The sequence below is a fragment of the Micromonospora qiuiae genome, from assembly GCF_016863555.1.
Lineage (GTDB): Bacteria > Actinomycetota > Actinomycetes > Mycobacteriales > Micromonosporaceae > Micromonospora > Micromonospora qiuiae.
In genome coordinates this window covers 48,179-69,371 of record NZ_BOPC01000049.1, presented here as the reverse complement: position 1 = coordinate 69,371, position 21,193 = coordinate 48,179, and the positions used below count along the sequence as shown (strand labels likewise).

21 protein-coding genes are annotated in these 21,193 nt (G+C 70.2%); 2 read left to right on the top strand and 19 right to left on the bottom strand.

Features of this window, described 5'->3' with window-relative positions; translation table 11 throughout:
* Positions 1–565: 565 nt before the first annotated feature.
* From Vqi01_RS18340 to prmC, 16 genes are all read right to left on the bottom strand, one after another.
* A complete protein-coding gene (locus Vqi01_RS18340) occupies positions 566–1,021 on the bottom strand; it encodes a DUF2550 domain-containing protein (RefSeq protein WP_204036022.1) in 456 nt (151 codons plus the stop codon).
* A gap of 13 nt (positions 1,022–1,034) precedes the next feature.
* Positions 1,035–1,319: a F0F1 ATP synthase subunit epsilon gene (locus tag Vqi01_RS18335; RefSeq protein ID WP_204036021.1), complete on the bottom strand. Its 285-nt coding sequence runs from the start codon at positions 1,317–1,319 to the stop codon at positions 1,035–1,037.
* Positions 1,320–1,408: 89 nt separating this feature from the next.
* Positions 1,409–2,566 (bottom strand): LCP family protein, encoded by a 1,158-nt coding sequence (locus tag Vqi01_RS18330; RefSeq protein WP_204036020.1) that lies wholly within the window; start codon positions 2,564–2,566, stop codon positions 1,409–1,411.
* 216 nt (positions 2,567–2,782) lie between these two features.
* Positions 2,783–4,219: a F0F1 ATP synthase subunit beta gene (gene atpD, locus Vqi01_RS18325; RefSeq protein ID WP_204036019.1), complete on the bottom strand. Its 1,437-nt coding sequence runs from the start codon at positions 4,217–4,219 to the stop codon at positions 2,783–2,785.
* On the bottom strand, positions 4,219–5,157 hold the full coding sequence (locus Vqi01_RS18320) for a F0F1 ATP synthase subunit gamma (RefSeq protein ID WP_204036018.1): 939 nt from the start codon (positions 5,155–5,157) through the stop codon (positions 4,219–4,221). The genes atpD and Vqi01_RS18320 overlap by 1 nt, the downstream gene beginning before the upstream one ends.
* Positions 5,158–5,166: 9 nt before the next feature.
* Positions 5,167–6,813 (bottom strand): F0F1 ATP synthase subunit alpha, encoded by a 1,647-nt coding sequence (atpA, locus tag Vqi01_RS18315; RefSeq protein WP_204036017.1) that lies wholly within the window; start codon positions 6,811–6,813, stop codon positions 5,167–5,169.
* Positions 6,814–6,906: 93 nt separating this feature from the next.
* On the bottom strand, positions 6,907–7,728 hold the full coding sequence (locus Vqi01_RS18310) for a F0F1 ATP synthase subunit delta (protein WP_204036016.1): 822 nt from the start codon (positions 7,726–7,728) through the stop codon (positions 6,907–6,909).
* Positions 7,728–8,252 (bottom strand): F0F1 ATP synthase subunit B, encoded by a 525-nt coding sequence (locus tag Vqi01_RS18305; RefSeq protein ID WP_204036015.1) that lies wholly within the window; start codon positions 8,250–8,252, stop codon positions 7,728–7,730. The genes Vqi01_RS18310 and Vqi01_RS18305 overlap by 1 nt, the downstream gene beginning before the upstream one ends.
* A 29-nt stretch (positions 8,253–8,281) precedes the next feature.
* Positions 8,282–8,506, bottom strand: a complete 225-nt coding sequence (atpE, locus tag Vqi01_RS18300; RefSeq protein ID WP_137780880.1) for an ATP synthase F0 subunit C — start codon at positions 8,504–8,506, stop codon at positions 8,282–8,284.
* Positions 8,507–8,604: 98 nt separating this feature from the next.
* Complete coding sequence (gene atpB / locus Vqi01_RS18295; protein WP_204036014.1) at positions 8,605–9,423, bottom strand: F0F1 ATP synthase subunit A; 819 nt, start codon at positions 9,421–9,423, stop codon at positions 8,605–8,607.
* A complete protein-coding gene (locus Vqi01_RS18290) occupies positions 9,424–9,645 on the bottom strand; it encodes a hypothetical protein (RefSeq protein ID WP_204036013.1) in 222 nt (73 codons plus the stop codon).
* Between the two features lie 166 nt (positions 9,646–9,811).
* Positions 9,812–10,282 (bottom strand): Cg1360 family ATP-synthase-associated protein, encoded by a 471-nt coding sequence (locus Vqi01_RS18285; protein ID WP_239098480.1) that lies wholly within the window; start codon positions 10,280–10,282, stop codon positions 9,812–9,814.
* Positions 10,283–10,387: 105 nt separating this feature from the next.
* The gene (locus Vqi01_RS18280) at positions 10,388–12,499 is read right to left on the bottom strand and encodes a transglycosylase domain-containing protein (RefSeq protein WP_204036012.1); all 2,112 of its coding nucleotides are present in this window, start codon (positions 12,497–12,499) and stop codon (positions 10,388–10,390) included.
* A gap of 96 nt (positions 12,500–12,595) precedes the next feature.
* Positions 12,596–13,207: an arsenate reductase/protein-tyrosine-phosphatase family protein gene (locus Vqi01_RS18275; RefSeq protein ID WP_204036011.1), complete on the bottom strand. Its 612-nt coding sequence runs from the start codon at positions 13,205–13,207 to the stop codon at positions 12,596–12,598.
* Complete coding sequence (locus Vqi01_RS18270) at positions 13,207–13,869, bottom strand: L-threonylcarbamoyladenylate synthase (protein ID WP_239098479.1); 663 nt, start codon at positions 13,867–13,869, stop codon at positions 13,207–13,209. Before Vqi01_RS18270 ends, Vqi01_RS18275 begins: the two co-directional genes overlap by 1 nt.
* Positions 13,848–14,801: a peptide chain release factor N(5)-glutamine methyltransferase gene (gene prmC / locus Vqi01_RS18265; RefSeq protein WP_204036010.1), complete on the bottom strand. Its 954-nt coding sequence runs from the start codon at positions 14,799–14,801 to the stop codon at positions 13,848–13,850. The genes Vqi01_RS18270 and prmC overlap by 22 nt, the downstream gene beginning before the upstream one ends.
* Positions 14,802–14,872: 71 nt before the next feature.
* Here prmC and Vqi01_RS18260 point away from each other — a divergent pair, with 71 nt between their 5' ends.
* The gene (locus tag Vqi01_RS18260) at positions 14,873–16,426 is read left to right on the top strand and encodes a GGDEF domain-containing protein (RefSeq protein ID WP_204036009.1); all 1,554 of its coding nucleotides are present in this window, start codon (positions 14,873–14,875) and stop codon (positions 16,424–16,426) included.
* A 7-nt stretch (positions 16,427–16,433) separates the two neighbouring features.
* Here the strand turns inward: Vqi01_RS18260 and prfA are convergent, their stop codons facing one another.
* Positions 16,434–17,522: a peptide chain release factor 1 gene (gene prfA, locus Vqi01_RS18255; RefSeq protein ID WP_204036008.1), complete on the bottom strand. Its 1,089-nt coding sequence runs from the start codon at positions 17,520–17,522 to the stop codon at positions 16,434–16,436.
* Positions 17,523–17,618: 96 nt separating this feature from the next.
* Entirely contained in the window at positions 17,619–17,843 is a 225-nt protein-coding gene (gene rpmE, locus Vqi01_RS18250) for a 50S ribosomal protein L31 (protein WP_204036007.1), read from the bottom strand.
* A 283-nt stretch (positions 17,844–18,126) separates the two neighbouring features.
* Here rpmE and Vqi01_RS18245 point away from each other — a divergent pair, with 283 nt between their 5' ends.
* Positions 18,127–19,023 (top strand): phosphatase domain-containing protein, encoded by an 897-nt coding sequence (locus tag Vqi01_RS18245; RefSeq protein ID WP_204036006.1) that lies wholly within the window; start codon positions 18,127–18,129, stop codon positions 19,021–19,023.
* Between the two features lie 53 nt (positions 19,024–19,076).
* On the opposite strand, the gene rho is transcribed toward Vqi01_RS18245, so the two are convergent.
* Entirely contained in the window at positions 19,077–20,996 is a 1,920-nt protein-coding gene (gene rho / locus Vqi01_RS18240; RefSeq protein WP_204036005.1) for a transcription termination factor Rho, read from the bottom strand.
* Positions 20,997–21,193: the final 197 nt, after the last annotated feature.

Here is a 21,193-nt window from a genome sequence, read left to right as displayed (position 1 = left end):
TTTTCAACCACCGCCGGCCACCCACAATTCCGCCCCCAGCACGCCCCCACCGGCCTCAAAACCCGACCAAATCCCCCACACCACCCACCCTCTATGCAGTTGATCAAGGGAGAGGCGGACGGCAGGGGGCGATGAGGTTGGGGTCGAGCCTGGTCATGCTGTGACTGGGGTGGTGGGCGGGGCGGGTTGCGGAATGTCGGGGTGTTCGGGCCGATCGGGTGGGCGCGAGTTGCGGCATGCCGGGGTATCCCGTCCGGTAAGCAGCGCAAGATGCGGTATGTCGGGGTGTCCGGGCCCGCTGAGACGACGAGTTGCGGCATCCTGCGCGACGACGCCGGATGAGAGCGCCTCAGCTGATCGGCCGGTCGCTGCACGGCCAGCACCCGCCTCGCCCGATATATCCCGAGAAGTCACCCCCATCGCAGTGAATCTTGGACTCGGAAGACCCCTCTGGGGGCAGAAATCGTCCAAGATTGCCTGCTGAGAGTGACCCTGCCCCACAGCAAACCGGGCCCCACAGCAAGCCGATCGCCCCCAACGGCACCGGCACGCCCCACCATGGGGATCAGGCCGCCGGCCAGTCCTGGGAGGCCATACGCGGCGAGACCGCCCCCGGAGGGGCGGCCTCGAGCCAGGAGAGGAATCCGGTCACCGTGGACCGCGCCATAGCGATCTCGACCGGAGCGTGTCGGCTGGTACAGCGGAGGATGATCCAGTCGGCCGGCATGGACATCCGTTCCTGCCCCTCGGGCAGTCGCCGTCGCTCCACGGTGAGCGTCTCGCGGGACAGCACCCGTTTGGGGCGTACGGCAAAACTGAACATCCGGTACCAGCGGAGTTCGTCACCGACGAACCGGCCGAAGCCGGGCGACCAGCCACGACCGTCGAGCACGGTGGTGGTCCGGACGCTGAGGCGGATGATGCCTCCGCTACGAGTTACCACGGCCCGCCGGATGAAGAGGAACAGGATCGCGCCGAGGATTACGGCGAAGCCGATTCCGATCCCTTCGACGATCTCCATCGGGCGGGTCGACTCAGTTGCCCTGGGCGGCGGAGGTCGGAGTCGCGCTCTCGGCCAGTACCGTGACGCCCCGGTCGCTCACCGAAAGAAAACCACCGGCCACCTCGTAGGCGAGCTGTTCGCCGCCGGGCAGCTTGATGCGCACCTGGCCGGGCTCGGCGAGCTGGCCGAGCAGAGGCGCGTGGCCGGGCAGCACACCCAGCTCACCCTCGGTCGTCCGGGCGGTGACCATCTCGGCCTTGCCGGACCAGACCTTCTCCTCGACGGCCACGAGCTGAACGTTGAGCGGCTCTGCCACGCTGTCTCCTTGCTGAGGCGGCGGATTGGGGAAAGTCTAGTCGCGACCCCGGCCTGTTCATCATGCGGGTGCCGAGACCTGCGCCACGATCAGCCCTTGTTCACCAGCTTGGGATGTTCCAGGAGGAACGGATCCAGCAGATTCCGCTCCAGGGCCACGAAGAAATCGTCCACCTCGGGCTCGAAGCGCTCGCCGAGGTACTTTCCGTTCTCGAAGACGCCACCACCCGGCAGCTTGATCATCTGAATGTTGCCGGGGCGGATGTCCTTGAGCGCGAGGCCGAAGTCGACCACGCTGTGCCCCCGGCCGCTGAAGATCAGCGACTCGCCCGCCGCCCGGAGCACCCGGTCCAGCTTGACCGGGTTCGTCACCACGTCGGCGCTGAACGCCTGGCCGGCCATTGCCTTGACGAACTGCTGCTGGTGCCGCTGCCGGCCGTAGTCGCCGTCGGGGACGCCGTTCTTCGGGTACCGCTGGCGGACGTAGTCCAGCGCCTGCCAGCCGCTCAGGTGCTGCTTGCCCTTCGGGTATTTCGCCTGCGGCCCGATGTAGCCCGGGCCGTTGGGGTTGCCCTTGCGGTGCTTGCCGTTCGGCTCGCGGTGCTCGGAGCGGACCTCCTGCTCGATGTTCATCGTGACGCCGCCCATGGCGTCGACGATGTTCTTGAAGCCCGCGAAGTTGATGATCGCCCCGGCATCGAAGCGCTTGATCCCGGTGACCTCCTGCGCGGTGAGGGCGAGCAGCTCGAAGCCCCGTGCCGCGTCCGGCTTCTTTCCGGGCACCCGGCTGCCGAACGACATCGCGTCGTTCAGCTTGGAGGTGGTGCCGTTGAAGCCCGCCTTGCGGAACGGCGGGATCTCGACGTAGAGGTCGCGCGGCAGCGAGAAGAGGTACGCCCGGTCCATTTCCTCGGGCACGTGCAGGACCATGATCGCGTCGGCGAGGGGCGGGGTGTTGTCGTCCCTCGGGTCGATGCCGACCAGCAGGATGTTGAGCGGGCCCTTGATGTCGCTCTTGCGTTCGGTGGCCCCGGCAGCCTGGTCACCGAAGAGGTCCGCCTTGCCCACCGCGCCCTCGTAGCGGGCCATCAGCGCCTCGGCGCCAACCAGCGACGTGCCGCTGAGCAGCATCAGGACGACACCGAAGATGGTGCAGATCTGCGCCCAGCGTGGCACGCCCCGCCACACGGACGATTTGCCGCCACGCTTGCCGCGCTTACCACCCCTGCCGGCCTTACCCACGAGCATCTCCGTTCGTCGCGCCCAGAGGGGAATACGGGCGCGCGTGATCGAAAGGTTGAACTTCTCGCTACCTATTCGCGATGAGCGTGGCTAGACGGTATCTCGCCACTGGCTGGATCGCCGACCATGGAAACGGGGGCGCCGCCGACGGTAGATCATAAGGGCGAACGAAGGCCGCCCCGGCATCGACCGGGACGGCCTTCTTTTCGTTCGTACGAAGGACTACTCCTTCATCAGCTCGGCGGCCTTCTTCTCCAGGTCGTCGAGCCCACCGCACATGAAGAACGCCTGCTCGGGGAAGTGGTCGTACTCCCCCTCGCTGATCTTCCGGAACGCCTCGATGGTCTCCTTGATCGGGACCGTCGAGCCCGGTACGCCGGTGAACTGCTCCGCCGCGTAGGTGTTCTGCGACAGGAAGCGCTCGATCCGACGGGCCCGCTGGACCGTGATCTTGTCTTCCTCGGAGAGTTCCTCGATGCCGAGGATGGCGATGATGTCCTGCAGGTCCTTGTAGCGCTGCAGGATCCGCTTCACCTCGCTGGCGACCTGGAAGTGCTCCTGACCGACGAACTCGGGGGCCAGGATCCGGGACGAGGACGCCAGCGGGTCCACCGCCGGGTAGATGCCCTTGTCGGAGATGGACCGCTCCAGGTTGGTGGTCGCGTCCAGGTGGGCGAACGTGGTGGCCGGAGCGGGGTCGGTGTAGTCGTCCGCCGGCACGTAGATCGCCTGCATCGAGGTGATGGCCTGGCCTCGGACCGAGGTGATCCGCTCCTGCAGCTCGCCCATCTCGTCGGCCAGGGTCGGCTGGTAACCCACCGCGCTCGGCATCCGGCCCAGCAGGGTGGAGACCTCGGAACCGGCCTGGGTGAAGCGGAAGATGTTGTCGATGAAGAGCAGCACCTCCTGCTTCTGCACGTCGCGGAAGTACTCCGCCATGGTCAGCGCGGAGAGGGCGACCCGCAGCCGGGTGCCCGGCGGCTCGTCCATCTGGCCGAAGACCAGCGCGGTCTTGTCGATGACGCCGGAGTCGGTCATCTCGTGGATGAGGTCGTTGCCCTCACGGGTGCGCTCACCCACACCGGCGAAGACGGAGGTACCACCGAAGTTACGGGCGACCCGGGTGATCATCTCCTGGATGAGCACCGTCTTACCCACGCCCGCGCCGCCGAACAGGCCGATCTTGCCGCCCTTCACGTACGGGGCGAGCAGGTCGATGACCTTGATGCCGGTCTCCAGCATCTCGGTCTTCGGCTCCAGGTCCGCGAAGGCCGGGGCCTTGCGGTGGATGCCCCAGTGGTCGTCGGCCTTGATGGCCTCGCCCTCGGCGAGGTTGAGGCACTCGCCGATCGCGTTGAAGACGTGGCCCTTGACCGCGTCGCCGACCGGCACCTTGATCGGGCCGGCGGTGTCGCGCACCTCGGCACCACGGACCAGACCGTCGGTGGGCTGCATCGAGATCGCCCGGACCAGGTTGTCACCCAGGTGCTGGGCGACCTCCAGGGTCAGCGTCTTCTCGCCGGTGGAGAGGGTCACGTTCACGTGCAGGGCGTTGAACAGGTCCGGCATGGCGTCGCGCGGGAACTCGGCGTCGACGACCGGGCCGATGACCCGGACCACGCGACCCGTGGCCGTCTTGGTCTCTACTGGGGCAGTCATCACACTTCACTTCCCGACGCGGCAAGCGCGTTCGCGCCGCCGACGATCTCACTGATCTCCTGGGTGATCCCGGCCTGGCGGGCCGAGTTCATCTCACGCGTGTACTTTTCGATCATCTCTTCGGCGTTGTCCGTGGCGCTCTTCATCGCCCGCCGCCGGGCCGCCGACTCGCTCGCCGCCGATTCCAGCAACGCCGCGTAGATCCGCGTGTTGATGTACTTCGGCAGCAGCGCGTCGAGCAGCGCCTCGGGGTCCGGCTCGAAGTCGTAGTCCGGCAGCACGCCGGGTGCCGCCTCCGACCGGGGCCGTTCCTCGACCTGCAACGGCCCGATGATCCGGGTGACCGGGTTCTGGGTCATCAGAGACTTGAACTCGGTGTAGACGATGTGCAACTCGTCCACGCCGAGCACTCCGTCCTCACCGGGGTCGCCGTCGACGTCGTCCGCGCCGGCGATGAACGCCTTGATCAGCGTCTCACCCACCTCGCGGGCGTCGGCGAACGCCGGCTGCTCCGAGAAGCCCGTCCAACTGGCCTCGATCGGCCGGTTGCGGAACCGGTAGAACGACACGCCCTTGCGCCCGATGACGTAGAGCACCGGCTCCTTGCCGTCGGCCTGGAGCCGGGCGATCAGTGACTCCGCCGTCTTGATGGCGTTGGAGCTGTAACCGCCGGCCAGGCCCCGGTCGGCGGTTACCACCAGCACACCCGCCCGGCGCACCCGCTTACGCGCGGTGAGCATCGGGTGGTCGATCCGCGCGTTGGACGCCAGCGCCGTGAGCACGCCGGTGATGGCCTGGGCGTACGGCAGGGACGCCTCCACCCGGGCCTGGGCCTTGGCGATCCGGCTCGTCGCCACGAGCTCCATCGCCTTGGTGATCTTCTTCATCCCCTTCGCCGAGCGAATACGTTGACGAAGAACACGTACCTGCGCCGCCATGGCCCGGCCCTACTTCTTCTCAGCCGGGGCCCCGCCGCTGTAGCGGGTGACCGTCTCGTGCTCGGCCTCGCCCTCCAGCGGCGCTGCCGGCGCCTCGTTGATCGTGCGCTCGTCCTCACGGCCGAGGAAGCCCTGCTTGAACTCCGTCACGGCCGACTCGAGGGCAGCGATGATGTCGTCGTCCCACTTGTTGTCGGCGATCGCCTGGAGCGTGGCGTTGTGCTTGCGCCGCAGGTGCTCCAGGAACTGCGTCTCGAAGCGCCGGACCTCACCCACCGGGATGTCGTCCAGCTTGCCCTCGGTGCCGGCCCAGACCGAGACGACCTCGTCCTGCACCGGGTACGGCGAGTAGTTCGGCTGCTTGAGCAGCTCCACCAGGCGGGCACCGCGGTCCAGCTGGGCCCGGGAGGCCTTGTCCAGGTCCGAGGCGAAGGCGGCGAACGCCTCCAGCTCACGGAACTGGGCCAGGTTCAGCCGCAGCGAACCGGAGACCTTCTTCATCGGCTTCATCTGGGCGGCGCCGCCGACCCGGGAGACCGAGGTGCCGACGTTGATGGCCGGCCGGACGCCCTGGTTGAACAGGTCGGTCTCCAGGAAGATCTGGCCGTCGGTGATGGAGATGACGTTGGTCGGGATGAAGGCCGAGATGTCGTTGGCCTTCGTCTCGATGATCGGCAGACCGGTCATCGAGCCGCCGCCCATCTCGTCGGAGAGCTTCGCGCAGCGCTCCAGCAGGCGGGAGTGCAGGTAGAAAACGTCACCCGGGTACGCCTCGCGGCCCGGCGGGCGACGCAGCAGCAGCGACACGGCCCGGTACGCCTCGGCCTGCTTGCTCAGGTCGTCGAAGACGATCAGGACGTGCTTGCCGTTGTACATCCAGTGCTGCCCGATGGCCGAACCGGTGTACGGGGCGAGGTACTTGAAGCCGGCCGGGTCCGAGGCCGGGGAGGCGACGATGGTGGTGTACTCCATCGCCCCCGCCTCCTCCAGCTGGCCCTTGATGGAGGCGATGGTGGAGGCCTTCTGGCCGATGGCGACGTAGATGCAGCGGACCTGCTTCTTCGGGTCGCCGGAGGCCCAGTTCTCCCGCTGGTTGAGGATGGCGTCCAGGGCGACCGTGGTCTTGCCGGTCTTGCGGTCACCGATGATCAGCTGCCGCTGGCCCCGGCCGATCGGGGTCATCGCGTCGATGGCCTTGATGCCGGTCTGCAGCGGCTCGAAGACGGACTGCCGGGCCATCACGTTCGGCGCCTGCAGCTCCAACTCGCGGTAGCCCTCGTCGGCGATTTCGCCGAGGCCGTCGATCGGCTGGCCGAGCGCGTTGACCACGCGGCCGAGGAAGGCGTCACCGATCGGCACCGAGAGCACCCGGCCGGTGCGCTTGACCCGCTGCCCCTCCTCGATACCGGCGTAGTCGCCGAGGACGACGACACCGATCTCCCGGACGTCGAGGTTCAGCGCCACGCCGAGCGTGCCGTCCTCGAACTCCAGCAGCTCGTTGGTCATGGTCGAGGGCAGACCCTCGACGTGGGCGATGCCGTCGCCGGTGTCGGCGACGGTGCCGACCTCCTCACGGGAGACGTCGGGCGAGTAGGAGGAGACGTAGCGCTCCAGGGCGCCACGGATGTCCTCCGTCGAGATGGTCAGCTCGGCCATCCTCTGCTTCCTTAAGTATCAGGGGCCCGGGATACCTAGTACCGACCGGTCCTCGGGTCGACTTGTCATTCCGGGCGCTTCGCGGGGTGCTGGTCAGCGCTTCGCGAGCGCGTTACGGGTCTCGTTGAGCCGGCGCAGGATCGTCCCGTCGTACAGGTCCGAACCCACCCGGACGCTCACTCCGCCGAGGATCGTCGGATCAACCGTAAGCTTGACAGCGACCTGTCGATCGTATATGGCGGAAAGCCGATCGCCCAGTCGCCGTTCCTCGTCCTCGGTGAGCGGCGCCGCGACGGTGACGTACGCCACCTGCCGGTCCCGCCGCTCCGCCGCCAGCTCCACCAGCCGGGTCAGCGCGGCGGAGAACGACCGGCCGCCGAAGCCGGCCAGGGCCGCCTCCACCAGTCGCACCGTCACCGGTCGGGCCTTGCCCGTCAGGAGCATCCCGACCAGCTCGGCCCGCTGGGCCACCGGCGCGATCGGGTCGGACAGGGCGTTGGACAGCTGCGGGTCCGCGGCGACCACCTGGCCGAAGCGGAACAGCTCGTCCTCGACCTCGCCCAGCTCGCCGGCGCGGTCGGCACTGGCGAGCAGGGCCTGCACACCGAGCCGCTCGACACCGTCGAGCAGCTCCGACGGGGCCGACCAGCGGCCGGTGACCAGGGCACCGAGCAGGTCGAGCGCGTCCGCGCCCACCTTGCCGGAGAGCACCGAGTTCAGCAGCCCGCTGCGATCCGCGCCCTCGCGGGCCGGGTCGGAGAGCGCCCGGCGCAGCCGAACCTCCCGCCGCAGCAGATCCGCCACGGCGAGCAGTTCGGCGCCGGTGGCGGCAACCGCCGACGCCTCGGTGCCCCGGACGTACTCCTCCAGCCGCGCGAGGACGGCGGCGTAGGACTCCCGGCTGGCGGCCTGCATCAGCGGGCCCCCGCGCTCTCGAGATCGGTGAGGAAGCGCTCGACGGTGCCCTTGCGGCGGGCCTCGTCGGCGAGCGACTCGCCCACGATCCGGCTGGCCAGGTCGACCGCGAGGCCACCGACCTCCGCGCGCAGCTCGCGCACGATGGTCTGGCGCTCCACGGCCAGCGACTCCCGGCCGGCGGCGATGATCCGGTCCGACTCCTCACGGGCCTTGGCCAGAATCTCGGTACGGATCGACTCGGCGTCGGCGCGGGCGTCGTCCCGGATCTGGGCCGCCTCGGTACGCACCTCGGCGAGCTGGGCCCGGTACTGCTCGAGCAGCTGGTTGGCCTCGGCCTGAGCAGCCTCGGCACGCTTGAGGCCGCCCTCGATCGCGTCGACCCGCGCCTGGTACATCGTCTCCATGCGCGGGAGCACGAACTTCATCAGGACGAAGCAGAGCAGGGCGAAGGCGATCGACCCGATGACGAGCTCCTGCCAGATCGGCACGAGCGGGTGGTGGCCTTCGGCGGCGAGATTCATGTCAGACCTCCGGGTCGACTAACGGATGGTCAGCTGACGGCGAAGGCGAGCACCAGGCCGAACAGCGCGAGCGCCTCGACCAGCGCGAAGCCCAGGACCAGCCAGGTGCGGTTGTAGCCAGCGGACTCCGGCTGCCGGGCGCTCGCCTGAATGTAGGCCGCGAAGACCAGCGCGACGCCGATACCGGGGCCGATGGCGGCAAGACCGTAGCCGATGGTGTTGACGCTGCCCGAGATGGCGGCAAGATCAGTCATTGCGGGTATTCCTCCTAGTAGACGCGTGAGGTCTCACGCGTACGCGGTCTTACTGGAAGCTCTGGCCAGGCCGGGCGGCCCGCCGAAGTCTGTGTGGATCAGTGCTCGTCGGCGAGCGAGCTGCCGATGTAGTTGGCGGTCAGGGTGACGAAGACGTACGCCTGCAACAGCGCGACCAGCACCTCGAAGAAGGCCATCACAATCGCCATGAGGAAGGCGGCCAACGACGAGATCTGGACGAAGAGGTTGTCCGAGGCGAGCATCACGAAGCCACCGACGGTGAACACCAGCAGGATCAGGTGCCCGGCGAACATGTTGGCGAAGAGCCGGACCGCCAGCGTGACCGGCCGGACGACGAAGGTCTGCAGGAACTCGATCGGAATCAGCAGGAAGTGCATCGGCCACGGCACGCCCGGCAGGATCAGGCTCTGCTTGAGGTAGCGGGCCAGGCCGTGCTTGCGGGCACCGATGTAGAGGTACATCACGTAGGAGACCAGCGCGAGCACGATCGGGAAGGCGATGTGCGAGTTCGGCGAGATCTGCAGCCCGGGGACGACGCCGAAGAGGTTGGTCACCACGATGAAGCAGAACAGCACCGTGAAATAGGGCGCGAACCGAATGCCGTCCTTGCCCATCTGTTCCCGGGCGATGTTGTCGCGGACCAGGCCGTAGACCGATTCGGCCATCCACTGCCCCTTGCTCGGCACGAGCTTGGGATTCCGGTAGGTGGCCATGAAAAAGATGATCAGCAGCCCGACGGCCAGCCAGATCATGAGGGTGAACTTCGTGACCCACGGGCCGGCGACATCCGGCGGATAGAAGTCTTCGACGCTGGGGGGCCAGGGAAGGCCCGCTGCGACCAGCTGTCCGCTCACCGTGTCATCCTCCGCACTCGACAGACCCGCGCGTGCCGGCACTCAGGCACTGAGCCTCTTCATGATCAGGTAGATCGCTCCGGCTGCGCCGAGCATCATGCCCACGGCAATCCCCACGCCGGCCGGCAGTCCGAGGAATTCCCCCGCCAACCAGCCGAGGAAGCCCCACACCACGATGCCGGCGAGCAGGTAGCCAAGAACGGCTCCGGCGACGCCTTCCGACGATTGCTCGTCGGAGCTTTCGCGATGAGGGTTGTCGGCCATGACGAGGCGAACACTATCAGCCGGTTGTTTCGCAAGTGTGCGGCACCCCCCACACTGCGAGCAGCGTGCGGGCGGTGGGTGCGGGCGCGTCAAGCCACGGTCAGCCTACTCCTGTCCGGCCAGCCGGGAAGGTCGACGAAACGCCGGGGAAACACCGCCCGTACGGTCAGTGCGCAGGCGAGCGGTGCACGGTGGGCAGCGGGGTGCGCAGCGCCCAGGTCAGATGGGCTCCCGTCCAGACCACCACGGCCGCGATGATCGCGACCCCCATATCGGGTAGCCCGGGCCAGCCGGTGGCCGCTATGGCCGCCATCGCCACGCCCAGGAAGACGATCTTCGTGGCGTAGGTGACCAACCCCACCGACATGATCATTTTGGGGTGCACCGCGTCCGCCCAGGCGACCGAGAGACCGGAGATCAGGTAGCTGACGACCACCAGGCCGATCCCGGCGACCACCCCCGCCGCGCCGGTCGGACCGCGCAGCCAGGCGGCCGCCGGCAAGCCGACCACGGCCAGCGCGGCGCAGGCGAGCAGGGGCAGCCGGAGGTGGGGCAGGCGAGCGCGGATGGCGCCGGGTTCCCCGGCGCGGGGTAGCTGCACGTCCGGCCCCCAGGCGGTGCCCTTGGCGGTCTCCACACACCGAGTCTAGGAGACCCCACCCCGAACACCCACACGCGCAAGGAAGGGCCCCTTATTAACGCCTTTTGCATTGAAAGGGCCCCCTTCTAACACCTCGCTGCGTCACTCGCCGGTACGTTGCCCGGTGGCCCGCCACGCCGTCCGCTCGCTCGGCGGCACGAAGTCGCGTACCGGCTGGTCCCGCAGCGCGAAGTCGAGGATCTCCCCCACCGACTCCACCATCTCGGTCTGAACCACCCGACCGACCGCGTCGCGGGGGTCGTCCGGGTTCGCCGCGATCGCGGCGACCGCCAGCTGCGGAGTGAAGGCCACCAGAGTCTCCGTGGCGTACCGCTCGGAGCTGCCGGTCTTGCCGCCGACCGGCCGGCCGAGCTGCCTGCGCAGCGGGGTGGCCGTGCCGCCCGCGCAGGCGTGGTACATGGACTGGTCGCCGACCGGGCAGCGGGCCGCGTCGGCCCCGGCGCGGGCCACGTCGACGTCGAGCACCTGCCGGCAGTCCGGCTGCCCGGCGGTCACCCGGCGACCGTTGGCATCGGTGATCGAGGTGATCGGAGTGGGCGCGCACCAGGTGCCCTCGGCCGCCAGGGTGGCGTACGCGCCAGCCAGGTCCAGCGGGGTCGTGGCGGCCACGCCCAGGGTGAACGGCCCCCACTCGCGCGCACCGTGCCGGGCCAGTTGCGCGTCTTCCTCGGCCCGCAGCACGATGCCCAGCCGCTCGGCCATCTCCACCACCCGGTCCGCGCCGACCCGCTCGGTCAACCAGACGAAGTACGTGTTGACCGAGCGGCCGAACGCGGTCCACATGTCCTGCTCGCCGGTGGTCAACGAGTTGGCGTTCTCCGGGCACCAGTAGCCGCCGCAGCTCGTCTCGCCGCTGACCCGGTATCCGGTGACGATCCGCCGCGGTGCGTTAAAGACGGTGTTCAGCGGCATCCCGGCCTCCAGGGCGGCCAGCAGGGTGAAGAGCTTGAAGGTGGACCCGGCCTGGTACCCGACGATGCTGCCGCCCCCGGCGACGAGCTGGTTGACCGTGTTCGGGTAGTTCTTCTGGCCCGGCGGGTTCGCCGCCACGCCGTAGACCCGGTTGACCGACATGGCCAGGACCCGTCCGGTGCCCGGCTGGATGACGGCGGTCGGCATGGCGTACCGGTCGTCCACCGAGTAGACCCGCCGGACCTGCTCGGTGGCGGCCCGCTGCACGGACGGGTCGAGCGAGGAGACGATGGTGAACCCGCCCCGGCGCAGGGTGCGCTGCCGTTCGTCGACGCTGCCGCCGAACGCGGCCTGATCGTTCCACCAGCGGGTGAACCAGTCGCAGAAGAAGCCCAGGTCGTTGTGCCCCTCGGGCACCGCCGTGCAGTCGTTCGGGGTCTCGCTGGGCCGCAGGTTCAGCGGCTCGGCCCGAGTCTTCACCGCCAGGTCGGGCGCCAACTGGCCGGACTCGACCATCCGGTCCAGCACGTACCCGCGGCGGGCCAGCGCGCGGTCCGCATCGCCGTTGATCGGGTCGTCGGTGTGCGGGGAGCGGACCAGCCCGGCCAGCATCGCCGCCTGGGCCAGCGTCAACTCCGCCGGGGAGGTGGAGAAGTAGCGCTTGCTGGCGGCGGCGATGCCGTACGCACCGGCCCCGAAGTAGGCGATGTTGAGGTACCGGGTGAGGATCTGGTCCTTGCTCAGCTCCCGCTCCAGCGCCAGCGCGTAACGGATCTCCCGGAGCTTGCGGGCGGTGCTCACCTCGGTGGCCGCGGCCCGCTGCGCCTCGTTCAGTCGGGGGTCGGTGCTCAGCACGTTGCGGACGTACTGCATGGTCAGCGTGGAGGCGCCCTGCCGGGTGACGCCGTCACGCCGGTTGGCGGTGAAGGCACGCGCGATGCCGCGCAGGTCGACTCCGTTGTGTTCGTGGAAGCGGGCGTCCTCGGCGGCGATGATCGCCTGGCGCATCACCGGCGCCACCTCGCTCAGCGGCACATCCACCCGGTCCTCCTGGTAGAAGGAGGTGATCAGGGTGGTGCCGTCGTTGGCGTACAGGTTCGACCGCTGGGCGGTCGGTGGCGTACGCAACGTGCTGGGCAGCTCCGCGTACGGCGCGGCGAGCGCCGAGAAGCCGAAGCCGAACACCAGCGCGGCCGGCAGGGCCGCCGCCGCCAGCACCAGGCCGGCCAGTGCGCCGGACAGCAGGACGGTGAACATTTTCGGCAGAAAGGCCCGGGTCATCAGCTCTCCCCGCAGGAGCCGTCAGGACCCTCCCAGAATGGCGCTAATCGTCCTCTGGGCTACCGTTTCCCCCATACCTGGAGGAAATTCAGGCTTTCAGGGCAGCAGCACCGCGGCCAGCGGGTGCACGGTCTCCTCGATCTCGTCGGCCACGCGGGTGAAGCACTGGTCACCGCGCCCCCATGGGTCGTCGAGGTCGTCGGAGGGCAACGGGGTGCTGCCCTGGCGGGCGGCGTCCGCGGTGTCGACCAGCGCCACGCCACGGGCGTGGACCGCGTCCGGGGTGACCTCGGCCGGCGGCAGCCCGGCCGGATCCAGGGCGGCCAGCAGCCGGCCGAACTCGCCCAGCACGAAGGTGCGGGCGGCGGCGTCGGGACGCAGCGCCACGACGTACTCCTGCTGATCGGCGGTGGCGGTCAGGACCAGGTCGGCCGCGTCGATGTGCTCCGAGCGCAGCCGGCGCGCGGCGAAACCGGAGACGTCGCCGCCTCGGCTGACCACCTGGCGAGCCGCCGGCGGGTTCATCTCCTCGCCAGCGTGCCAGCCACCGGTGCCCGCGCTGTGGCTGTGCAGCAGTTCGTCGGCCCGGGCCGGGTCGACGTCGCGTCGGGTCAGCCGCTCCCGCACGGCGACGGTGAGCAGCCGCTCGGCCATCGGCGAGCGGCAGATGTTTCCCATGCAGACGTGCAGGACGGTGAAGGGAGGCACTACGCCACCTGACTCTCGCGCAGATCCGGCACCACGTCACGCAGTTCGGCCAGGCCGATCGCGCCCTCCCGGACCACCACCGGCTCGTCGCCGGTCAGGTCCACGATCGTGCTCGGCATCGGATCGGAGGCCGGTCCGGCCTCCAGGTACGCCCGCACCGAGTAGGCCAGTTGGTCGCGCGCCTCGTCGGCGGTGAGCGCGGGTGGCTGGCCGGTCTTGTTGGCCGAGGCGACGGCCATCGGGCCGGTCTCCCGCAACACCTCCAACGCCACCGGGTGCAGCGGCATCCGCACCGCCACCACGCCGCTGTCGTCACCGAGATCCCAGCGCAGGCTCGCCGAGTGCTTCACCAGGATGGTCAGCGCACCCGGCCAGAACGCCTCCACCAGGTCACGCGCCGCGGTCGGCAGCGTGTAGACCAGGCCGTCGAGGGTGTGCCGGGAGCCGATCAGCACCGGCGGCGGGACGTGCGCGCCCTTGGCGTCGAGCAGGGCCTTCACCGCGTACGGGGTGAAGGCGTCCGCGCCGATCCCGTAAACCGTGTCGGTCGGCAGGACGACCAGTTCGCCGTTGCGAACCGCCTCGATGGCCGCAGCGATGCCGCGGTCCCGGTCGGCGAGCGACCGGCAGTCGTAGAGCATCACGAGGAGCCAGTCTGCCATGTGTCGGCCGGCTCGGGCGCTGGACGGTCCGCGCGGCGGGACGCGGTCACGAATCGGGGCCGGCCGGCGAGGTCCTGGTGGTCGGCGATCGCCGTGTAGCGGCCGTCCGCAGCGAGCAGGCCGGGGACCACCGAGCCGTGCGTGTCGTCGTGCTCGATGCCGAGTCCACCGCCGGGGCGCAGCAGGGTCGCCGCGCGGTGGATCACCGGCCCGATGACGGCCAGGCCGTCCGCCCCGCCGAACACCGCCTCCGCCGGATCGTGCCCGGCCACCTCGGGCGGTACGGCCACCGACTGCGGAACGTAGGGCGGGTTGCACACCAGCACGTCCACCTGGTCGGCCAGTTCGGCCAGCAGGTCCGGATCGGTCGCGTCCGCCTCGACCACCTCGATCGGTCGGTCCCCCGCGGCGGCCCGCACCGCCGCGTTGCGGAGCAGCCAGGACAGTGCGGCCGCAGAACGCTCCACCGCTATCACCCGGGCGGCCGGCACCTCCTGGGCCACCGACAACGCGATCGCCCCGGAGCCGCTGCACAGATCCACCACCAACGGCTCGGCGCCCCCGCCGTTCCGGGCCCGCTCGACGGCCCAGCCGGCGAGCAGTTCGGTTTCCGGGCGCGGCACGAAGACGCCCGGCCCGACGGCGAGTTCCAGATGCCGGAAGCCGGCACTGCCGGTCAGATGCTGCAGCGGCTCCCGTGCCGATCGGCGACGCACCAGATTCCGAAAATGCTCGAGCTGCCCGTCGGTGAAGCCTTCGGCCAGGGCCAGCCGTCCCCGGGGCACCCCGAGCACGTACGCGGCCAGCATTTCGGCCTCGGCCCGCGCCGAGGTCACACCGGCTTTTGCCAGGTCACGGGCGGCGTCGGCCACTACGGGAGTGGCCCGTCGCTGTCCCGCCCCTTCGGACGGGTGTTGCGGCTCGGTGGTCACGCAATAATCATGAGGCGTCGCGGTGCACGTGCATAAGCAGGTGCAGGCGACACACCGACGGGAGGTCGCGGGTGGGCTGGCTCGACCGGGTCGATGACCAGGTTGACGCCCTGACAAAAGCGCGGGCGCTGCAGGAGGTGAGCCGCTCGGTCGAGGCGTACGCGATCCTGGAGCGGGTGCTACGGGTCACCCGGGATCCCCAGGCCCGCGCCGACGCGCTCGTACAGCGTCTCTCCGCGCTGATCAACCTCGGCCGGACGGCCGAGTACACCCGGGCGATCGAGGAGGCCGCCGCCGCCGTACGCGACCTCGCCGAGCCCTACCTGCACGGGCACCTTCACGCGTTGGCCGCGTTGGCCGCGCACCATCAGGGCGCGTTGGACCGTTGCGTCACGCATCTGGTCAAGGCCGCACGCGCGTTCAACGCGGTGGACGACCCGGACCGGGACACCGCCTGGGGCTGGCACGACCTGGCGATGGCCTACTCGTACCTGAGCTTCCACGGCTACGCGCTCGGGGCGATCGAGCGAGCCCGGCAGCTCGGCACCGCCGCCGGGATCCCGGAGGAGACGTTCGCCGCACCGGGCATCCGGCTGCGCAACGCCGTGGCGCTGGACCACACCGGCGACAGCGACGGCTGCCTGCGCGTGCTGCGGGACGTCGCGGTCGACCTCGACCGGTTCATCGCGGCCGGTCGCGCCGACCGGCTGCGCCCCAGCAGCCTGGCCGCCTACGGCTACGCCGGTGCCCGCCGGGCCGCCCTCGGCGATCGCGTCGACGACGCCGACGCGGACAGCGATCCGGCCCGACTGCTCGGGCACGGCGCGGACAGCGCCCGGGCCCGGGACATGCGCCAGCTCGGTCAGGTCTGCCTGGCCATCGCCGCCGGCCGACCGGTCGAGGCGATCGCCCGGCTGGACACCGTCCAGGTGGCCGCCGAGACGCTCGGCGCCGCCGAAGGGGCCCGGCTGCGTAGCATGGCGCTGGCCCGGGCGGGGGATCACGCGGGCGCACACCGCGCCGACCGGCTGGCCTTCCGGCTCGCCGCCCAGCGGCACGACCGGCTCCGTGACGTCTACATCGACGGCATCGCGGCCCGGATCGACCACGAGGAGATGCGGCGCGAGGCGGCGCGTTTCGAGGGCGAAGCGCTGACCGACCCGTTGACCGGGCTGCCGAACCGGCGCCGGCTGGAGCGCTACATCGCGGCGGTGGTGTCCCGGGGCGAGCGCGTGGTGATCGGCGTCTGCGACCTCGACGGGTTCAAGGCGGTGAACACCCACCACGGACACCACTCGGGGGACCTGGTCCTCCAGCGGATCGCCGGTGTGATCAACCGGGTGATGCGCCGGGGCGACTTCGTGGCCCGCTACGGCGGCGACGAGTTCGTGGTGGTGCTGCCGGGGGCGGGGATGACCGAGGCGACGGAGGTGGCCCGCCGCATCGACGCCGCCGTACGCACCGAGGACTGGGAGTCGCTCGTGCCGGGCACACCGGTCGGCGTGAGCATCGGCTTCTCCGAGGTGCGCGCCGGCGGCCCCGGCCAGCGGGACGCGCTCAGCGCCGCCTTCGAGGCCGCCGACCGCGAGATGCTGCGGGCGAAGGTCCGCCCGCGCAGCGCCTGAAGGCGGATCAGCGCCGGGCGAGTTCGGCCTCGCCGGCCAGGCGGGCGGCCCGGTCGGCCTCGCTGAGGGCGTCGAGCACGCCGTCCAGCTCCCCGTCCAGCGCCAGATCCAGGTTGTACGCCGTGTAGCCGATCCGGTGGTCGGTGATCCGGTTCTGGGGGAAGTTGTACGTGCGGATGCGCTCCGAACGATCGACCGTACGCACCTGCGCCTTGCGGGCGTCCGAGGCGGCCGCGTCGGCCTGCTCCTGAGCGGCGGCGAGCAGCCGGGCCCGGAGAATGCGCAACGCCTGCTCCCGGTTCTGCAACTGGGACTTCTCGTTCTGGCAGGAGACCACGATGCCGGTGGGCACGTGGGTGATCCGCACTGCCGAGTCGGTGGTGTTGACCGACTGGCCGCCCGGCCCTGACGAGCGGTACACGTCGATGCGCAGCTCGTGGGGGTCGATGGTGACGTCGACCTCCTCCGCCTCGGGCAGCACCAGCACACCGGCCGCGCTGGTGTGGATGCGTCCCTGCGACTCGGTGACCGGTACCCGCTGCACGCGGTGCACGCCGCCCTCCCACTTCAACCGGGACCAGACCCCGTTGCCGCCCTCCGGCACCCCCTTGGTCTTGATCGCCAGGGAGACGTCCTTGACTCCACCGAGGTCGGAGTCCTGAGCGTCGATCACCTCGGTGAGCCAGCCGCGCCGCTCCGCGTACCGGGTGTACATGCGCAACAGGTCGCCGGCGAACAGCGCCGACTCCTCACCGCCCTCGCCGGCCTTGATCTCGACGATGACGTCCTTGGCGTCGTGCGGGTCACGCGGGATCAGCAACTCGGCCAGCCGTTTCTCCAACCCGGGCAACGTCGACGCGATCGCCTCGGCCTCGGCCTCGAAGGAGGCGTCCTCGGCGGCCAACTCCCGCGCCGCGGCCAGATCCGCCCGGGCCTGCTCCAGCTCGGCGGCGGCCTTGTGCAGCGGGACCAGTTCCGCGTACCGGCGACCCACCCGGCGGGCGGTGCCCTGGTCGGCGTGAATCGTGGGATCGGCCAACCGCCTCTCCAACTCGGCGTACTCGTCGAGGAGGGCGGCCAGGCGCTCGCTGCTCATGCGGGGGATTGCTCCTAGGGATGACGGAAGACCGGGACGAAAGACGGCCGACGCCCGCGCCCGGCGGGAAACCGGACGCGGGCGTCGAACGAGGAGCTACTTGGCCTTCTTGGCCTGAACCTTGGCGTACTTCTGCTGGAACTTCGCGACCCGGCCGGCGGTGTCCAGGACGCGCTGCTTGCCGGTGTAGAACGGGTGGCAGGCGCTGCACGTCTCGACGTGGATCGAGCCGCCCTTGGCGGTGCTGCGGGTGGTGAAGGTGTTGCCGCAGGAGCAGGTGACCTCGGTGGTCACGTACTCCGGGTGGATGTTCTGCCTCATGTCGCCTCGGTCCTCTCGTCGTGGTCGCCGGGTCGCCCTGGGCTTGATGCGCTCATCGGGGCGTGAACCGGAACCGGTGGCCGACTGACCAGTGTGCCACGGGCGTCAGCCAGCCCGGAAAGCGGGCCGCACCACAGGTCCGGCATCGGCAACGTGCACCTGGCCATCTCGTATTCCCGCCGCCGCGCCGGGCATTCACCCGGTACGGTCCGCGTGCCCCGCCCGGGCGCCCGGCTACGGGCGTCCGCGAGACCACCCGGACGTACGACGACACGGAGGAGCCATGGCCCGCCTGATCGCCACCCGAGGCCTGCCCGCCAGCGGCAAGACCACATTCGCCCGGACCCTTCAGCCGTCCGTGGTCCGGGTCAACCGGGACGATCTGCGCCGGATGCTGCACGGCGAACGACTCTTCACCCAGCGGGCCGAATGGCAGGTCACCGTCGCCCAGCGGGCCCAGGTCGAGGCGTTGCTCCGGGCCGGCGCCGATGTCTGCGTGGACGACACCAACCTGCGCTCCCGTGGGCTGCGGGACTGGGCGGACCTGGCCACCCGCTACGGCGCCGAGTTCGAGGTGCACGACTTCACCGACGTACCGCTTCAGGAGTGCCTGCGCCGCGACGCCGCCCGCCCGGAGGCCGACCGGGTCGGCGAGGCGGCGATCCGGCGGTTGCACGAGCGCTACCTGGCGGGCAGGACGCTGCCGCTTCCCGTACCGCAGGCCCGCACCGGGCGGCCCGCGGCGGTGCACCCGCCGTCGGCCGAACCACCGGAGATCGTCCTGGTGGACATCGACGGCACCGTGGCGCTGAATGTGTCACGCAGCCCGTACGACATGAGCCGGGTCGGCGAGGACGCCCCGAACCCTGCCGTGATCGCGGCGATCCGGGCGATGCACGCCGCCGGCTACGGCGTGATCTTCTGCTCCGGCCGGGACGCCACGGCCCGCGCCGCCACCGAGGCGTGGCTCGCCCGGCACGTCAAGGTGCCGTACCTGGCCCTGCACCTGCGGGCGGTCGGCGACTCACGCAAGGACTCGATCGTCAAACGGGAGATATTCGAGCACGAGATCGAGGGCCGCTACCGGGTGGTCGGCGTCTTCGACGACCGGGCGCAGGTGGTGAAGATGTGGCGGGAACTCGGTCTCACCGTCTTCCAGGTCGCCGAGGGCGACTTCTGAACGGGTGAAGGGCGCAACCGGAACGGCTGCGCCCTTCGTTCCTCGGGAGAGGATCACTCCCCCGGCGTCGACTTGGCGATCTGCATCAGGAACTCGATGTTGGTCCGGGTCTGCTTGAGCTTGTCCAGCAGGAGGTCGAGCGCCGCCTGCGAGTCCAGCGAGTGCAGCACCTTGCGGAGCTTGTGCACGATGGCCAGCTCCTCCGGCGCGAGCAGGATCTCCTCCTTGCGCGTACCGGACGGGTGGATGTCGATGGCCGGGAAGGTCCGCTTGTCGGCGATCTTCCGGTCCAGCTTCAGCTCCGCGTTACCGGTGCCCTTGAACTCCTCGAAGATGACCGTGTCCGCCATCGAGCCGGTCTCCACCAGCGCGGTGGCGAGGATGGTCAGCGAGCCGCCGTTCTCGATGTTGCGGGCCGCACCGAGGAACCGCTTCGGCGGGTAAAGCGCGGTCGAGTCGATACCACCCGACATGATCCGGCCGCTGGCCGGCGCCGCCAAGTTGTACGACCGACCCAGCCGGGTCACCGAGTCGAGCAGTACGACCACGTCGTGGCCCAACTCGACCAGGCGCTTGGCCCGCTCGATCGCCAGCTCGGCGACGGTGGTGTGGTCCTGCGGCGGACGGTCGAACGTGGCCGCGATCACCTCGCCCTTGACCGATCGCTGCATGTCGGTGACCTCTTCGGGCCGCTCGTCGACCAGCACCACCATCAGGTGGCACTCCGGGTTGTTGTGCGTGATCGCGTTCGCGATCGCCTGGAGCACCATGGTCTTACCGGCCTTCGGCGGCGAGACGATCAACGCCCGCTGCCCCTTGCCGATCGGCATGACCAGGTCGATCACCCGGGTGGTGAGGATGTGCGGCTCGGTCTCCAACCGCAGCCGCTCCTGCGGGTAGAGCGGGGTGAGCTTGTAGAACTCCGGCCGCCGCTTCGCCTCGTCCGGTTCCATCCCGTTGATGGTGTCCAGCCGGACCAGCGGGTTGTACTTGTCGCGCCGCTGCTCCCCGTCGCGGGCCGCCCGCACCGCGCCGGTGATCGCGTCACCGCGCCGCAGGCCGTACTTCTTGATCTGGGACATCGACACGTACACGTCGTTCGGCCCGGCGAGATAGCCGGTGGTCCGGACGAAGGCGTAGTTGTCGAGCACGTCCACGATGCCGGCCACGGGTACGAGCACGTCGTCCTCGCCGACCTGCGGCTCGCGGCCGTTGTCGGACTCGCCGCGATCGCCACGGCCCCCCCGCCGACGGTCCCGGAAGCGGCTGCGTCGGCTGCGTCGGCCGCCGCCATCGCCATCGTCGTCGCCGTCGTTGTCCCGCTCGGTCCGCTGCCCGCGCTCGGCACCGCGCTCGGCCCGCTCGGCACCGCGCTCAGCCCGCTCGGCACCGCGCTCAGCCCGCTCAGTACCGCGCTCAGCCCGCTCGGCACCGCGCTCAGCCCGCTCAGTACCGCGCTCAGCCCGCTCCTCGCGCTCGACACGATCGCTCCGCTCCCCGCGGTCGCGGCCGGTCCGGCCCTCGGCCTGTTCGCCGGCAGCCTCCGCGACGGTCTCCTCGGCACGAGGCTCGGTCGCGGCTGCCCGGCTGCGCCGGGTCCGGGTACGCCCCTCGGTCTCGGCGCTCGCCGCCGGCTGCTCGGCGTCACGCCGTTCGGCCTGCGGCTGCTCAGCCGTGTCGCGTACCTCCGCGTGAACCTCCTCGCGGGCCGGGGCGGCGGCCGCCGCGACCTCGGCCCGTGGTCGAGGGGCCCCGGCGGCGCCGCCCTGCCGCTCGGTGATCGCGCTGATCAGCTCGCCCTTTCGCATGCGAGCCGTCCCCGAGATGCCGAGCGACGCGGCCAGGCTCTGCAGCTCCGGCAGCAGCATCGCCGACAGCCCTGTGCCGCTACGTCGGCGGCGGGCAGGGGCAGCGGTGGTGGCATTGCCAGCGACGTTGGAAACATCCGACGTCACGTCGGTGGTGTCGCTCAATGGATTCCTTCCCTCGATAGGCCGGGACTGCCCGGGATCGACAATCAGGTGGCCGGGCGGCCTCGGTGCACCCGCCTCGCATGACGCTCTGCGGGAGTCTGTGACACAGCAGCCGGTCGGTCGCCCGACCCACCAGGAAGCCGGTGAGCGGGTGTCGCCGCCTGCGGCGACCGGTGAAGACTGCGGTGCGGCGTGGG

Bases quoted from the DNA above. Each gene is read 5' to 3' on its own strand.
- Vqi01_RS18340 (WP_204036022.1), bottom strand. From the start codon at position 1,021: ATGGAGATCGTCGAAGGGATCGGAATCGGCTTCGCCGTAATCCTCGGC.
- Vqi01_RS18330 (WP_204036020.1), bottom strand. From the start codon at position 2,566: ATGCTCGTGGGTAAGGCCGGCAGGGGTGGTAAGCGCGGCAAGCGTGGC.
- atpD (WP_204036019.1), bottom strand. From the start codon at position 4,219: ATGACTGCCCCAGTAGAGACCAAGACGGCCACGGGTCGCGTGGTCCGG.
- Vqi01_RS18320 (WP_204036018.1), bottom strand. From the start codon at position 5,157: ATGGCGGCGCAGGTACGTGTTCTTCGTCAACGTATTCGCTCGGCGAAG.
- atpA (WP_204036017.1), bottom strand. From the start codon at position 6,813: ATGGCCGAGCTGACCATCTCGACGGAGGACATCCGTGGCGCCCTGGAG.
- Vqi01_RS18310 (WP_204036016.1), bottom strand. From the start codon at position 7,728: ATGCAGGCCGCCAGCCGGGAGTCCTACGCCGCCGTCCTCGCGCGGCTG.
- Vqi01_RS18305 (WP_204036015.1), bottom strand. From the start codon at position 8,252: ATGAATCTCGCCGCCGAAGGCCACCACCCGCTCGTGCCGATCTGGCAG.
- atpE (WP_137780880.1), bottom strand. From the start codon at position 8,506: ATGACTGATCTTGCCGCCATCTCGGGCAGCGTCAACACCATCGGCTAC.
- Vqi01_RS18290 (WP_204036013.1), bottom strand. From the start codon at position 9,645: ATGGCCGACAACCCTCATCGCGAAAGCTCCGACGAGCAATCGTCGGAA.
- Vqi01_RS18280 (WP_204036012.1), bottom strand. From the start codon at position 12,499: ATGACCCGGGCCTTTCTGCCGAAAATGTTCACCGTCCTGCTGTCCGGC.
- Vqi01_RS18270 (WP_239098479.1), bottom strand. From the start codon at position 13,869: ATGGCAGACTGGCTCCTCGTGATGCTCTACGACTGCCGGTCGCTCGCC.
- prfA (WP_204036008.1), bottom strand. From the start codon at position 17,522: ATGAGCAGCGAGCGCCTGGCCGCCCTCCTCGACGAGTACGCCGAGTTG.
- rpmE (WP_204036007.1), bottom strand. From the start codon at position 17,843: ATGAGGCAGAACATCCACCCGGAGTACGTGACCACCGAGGTCACCTGC.
- Vqi01_RS18245 (WP_204036006.1), top strand. From the start codon at position 18,127: ATGGCCCGCCTGATCGCCACCCGAGGCCTGCCCGCCAGCGGCAAGACC.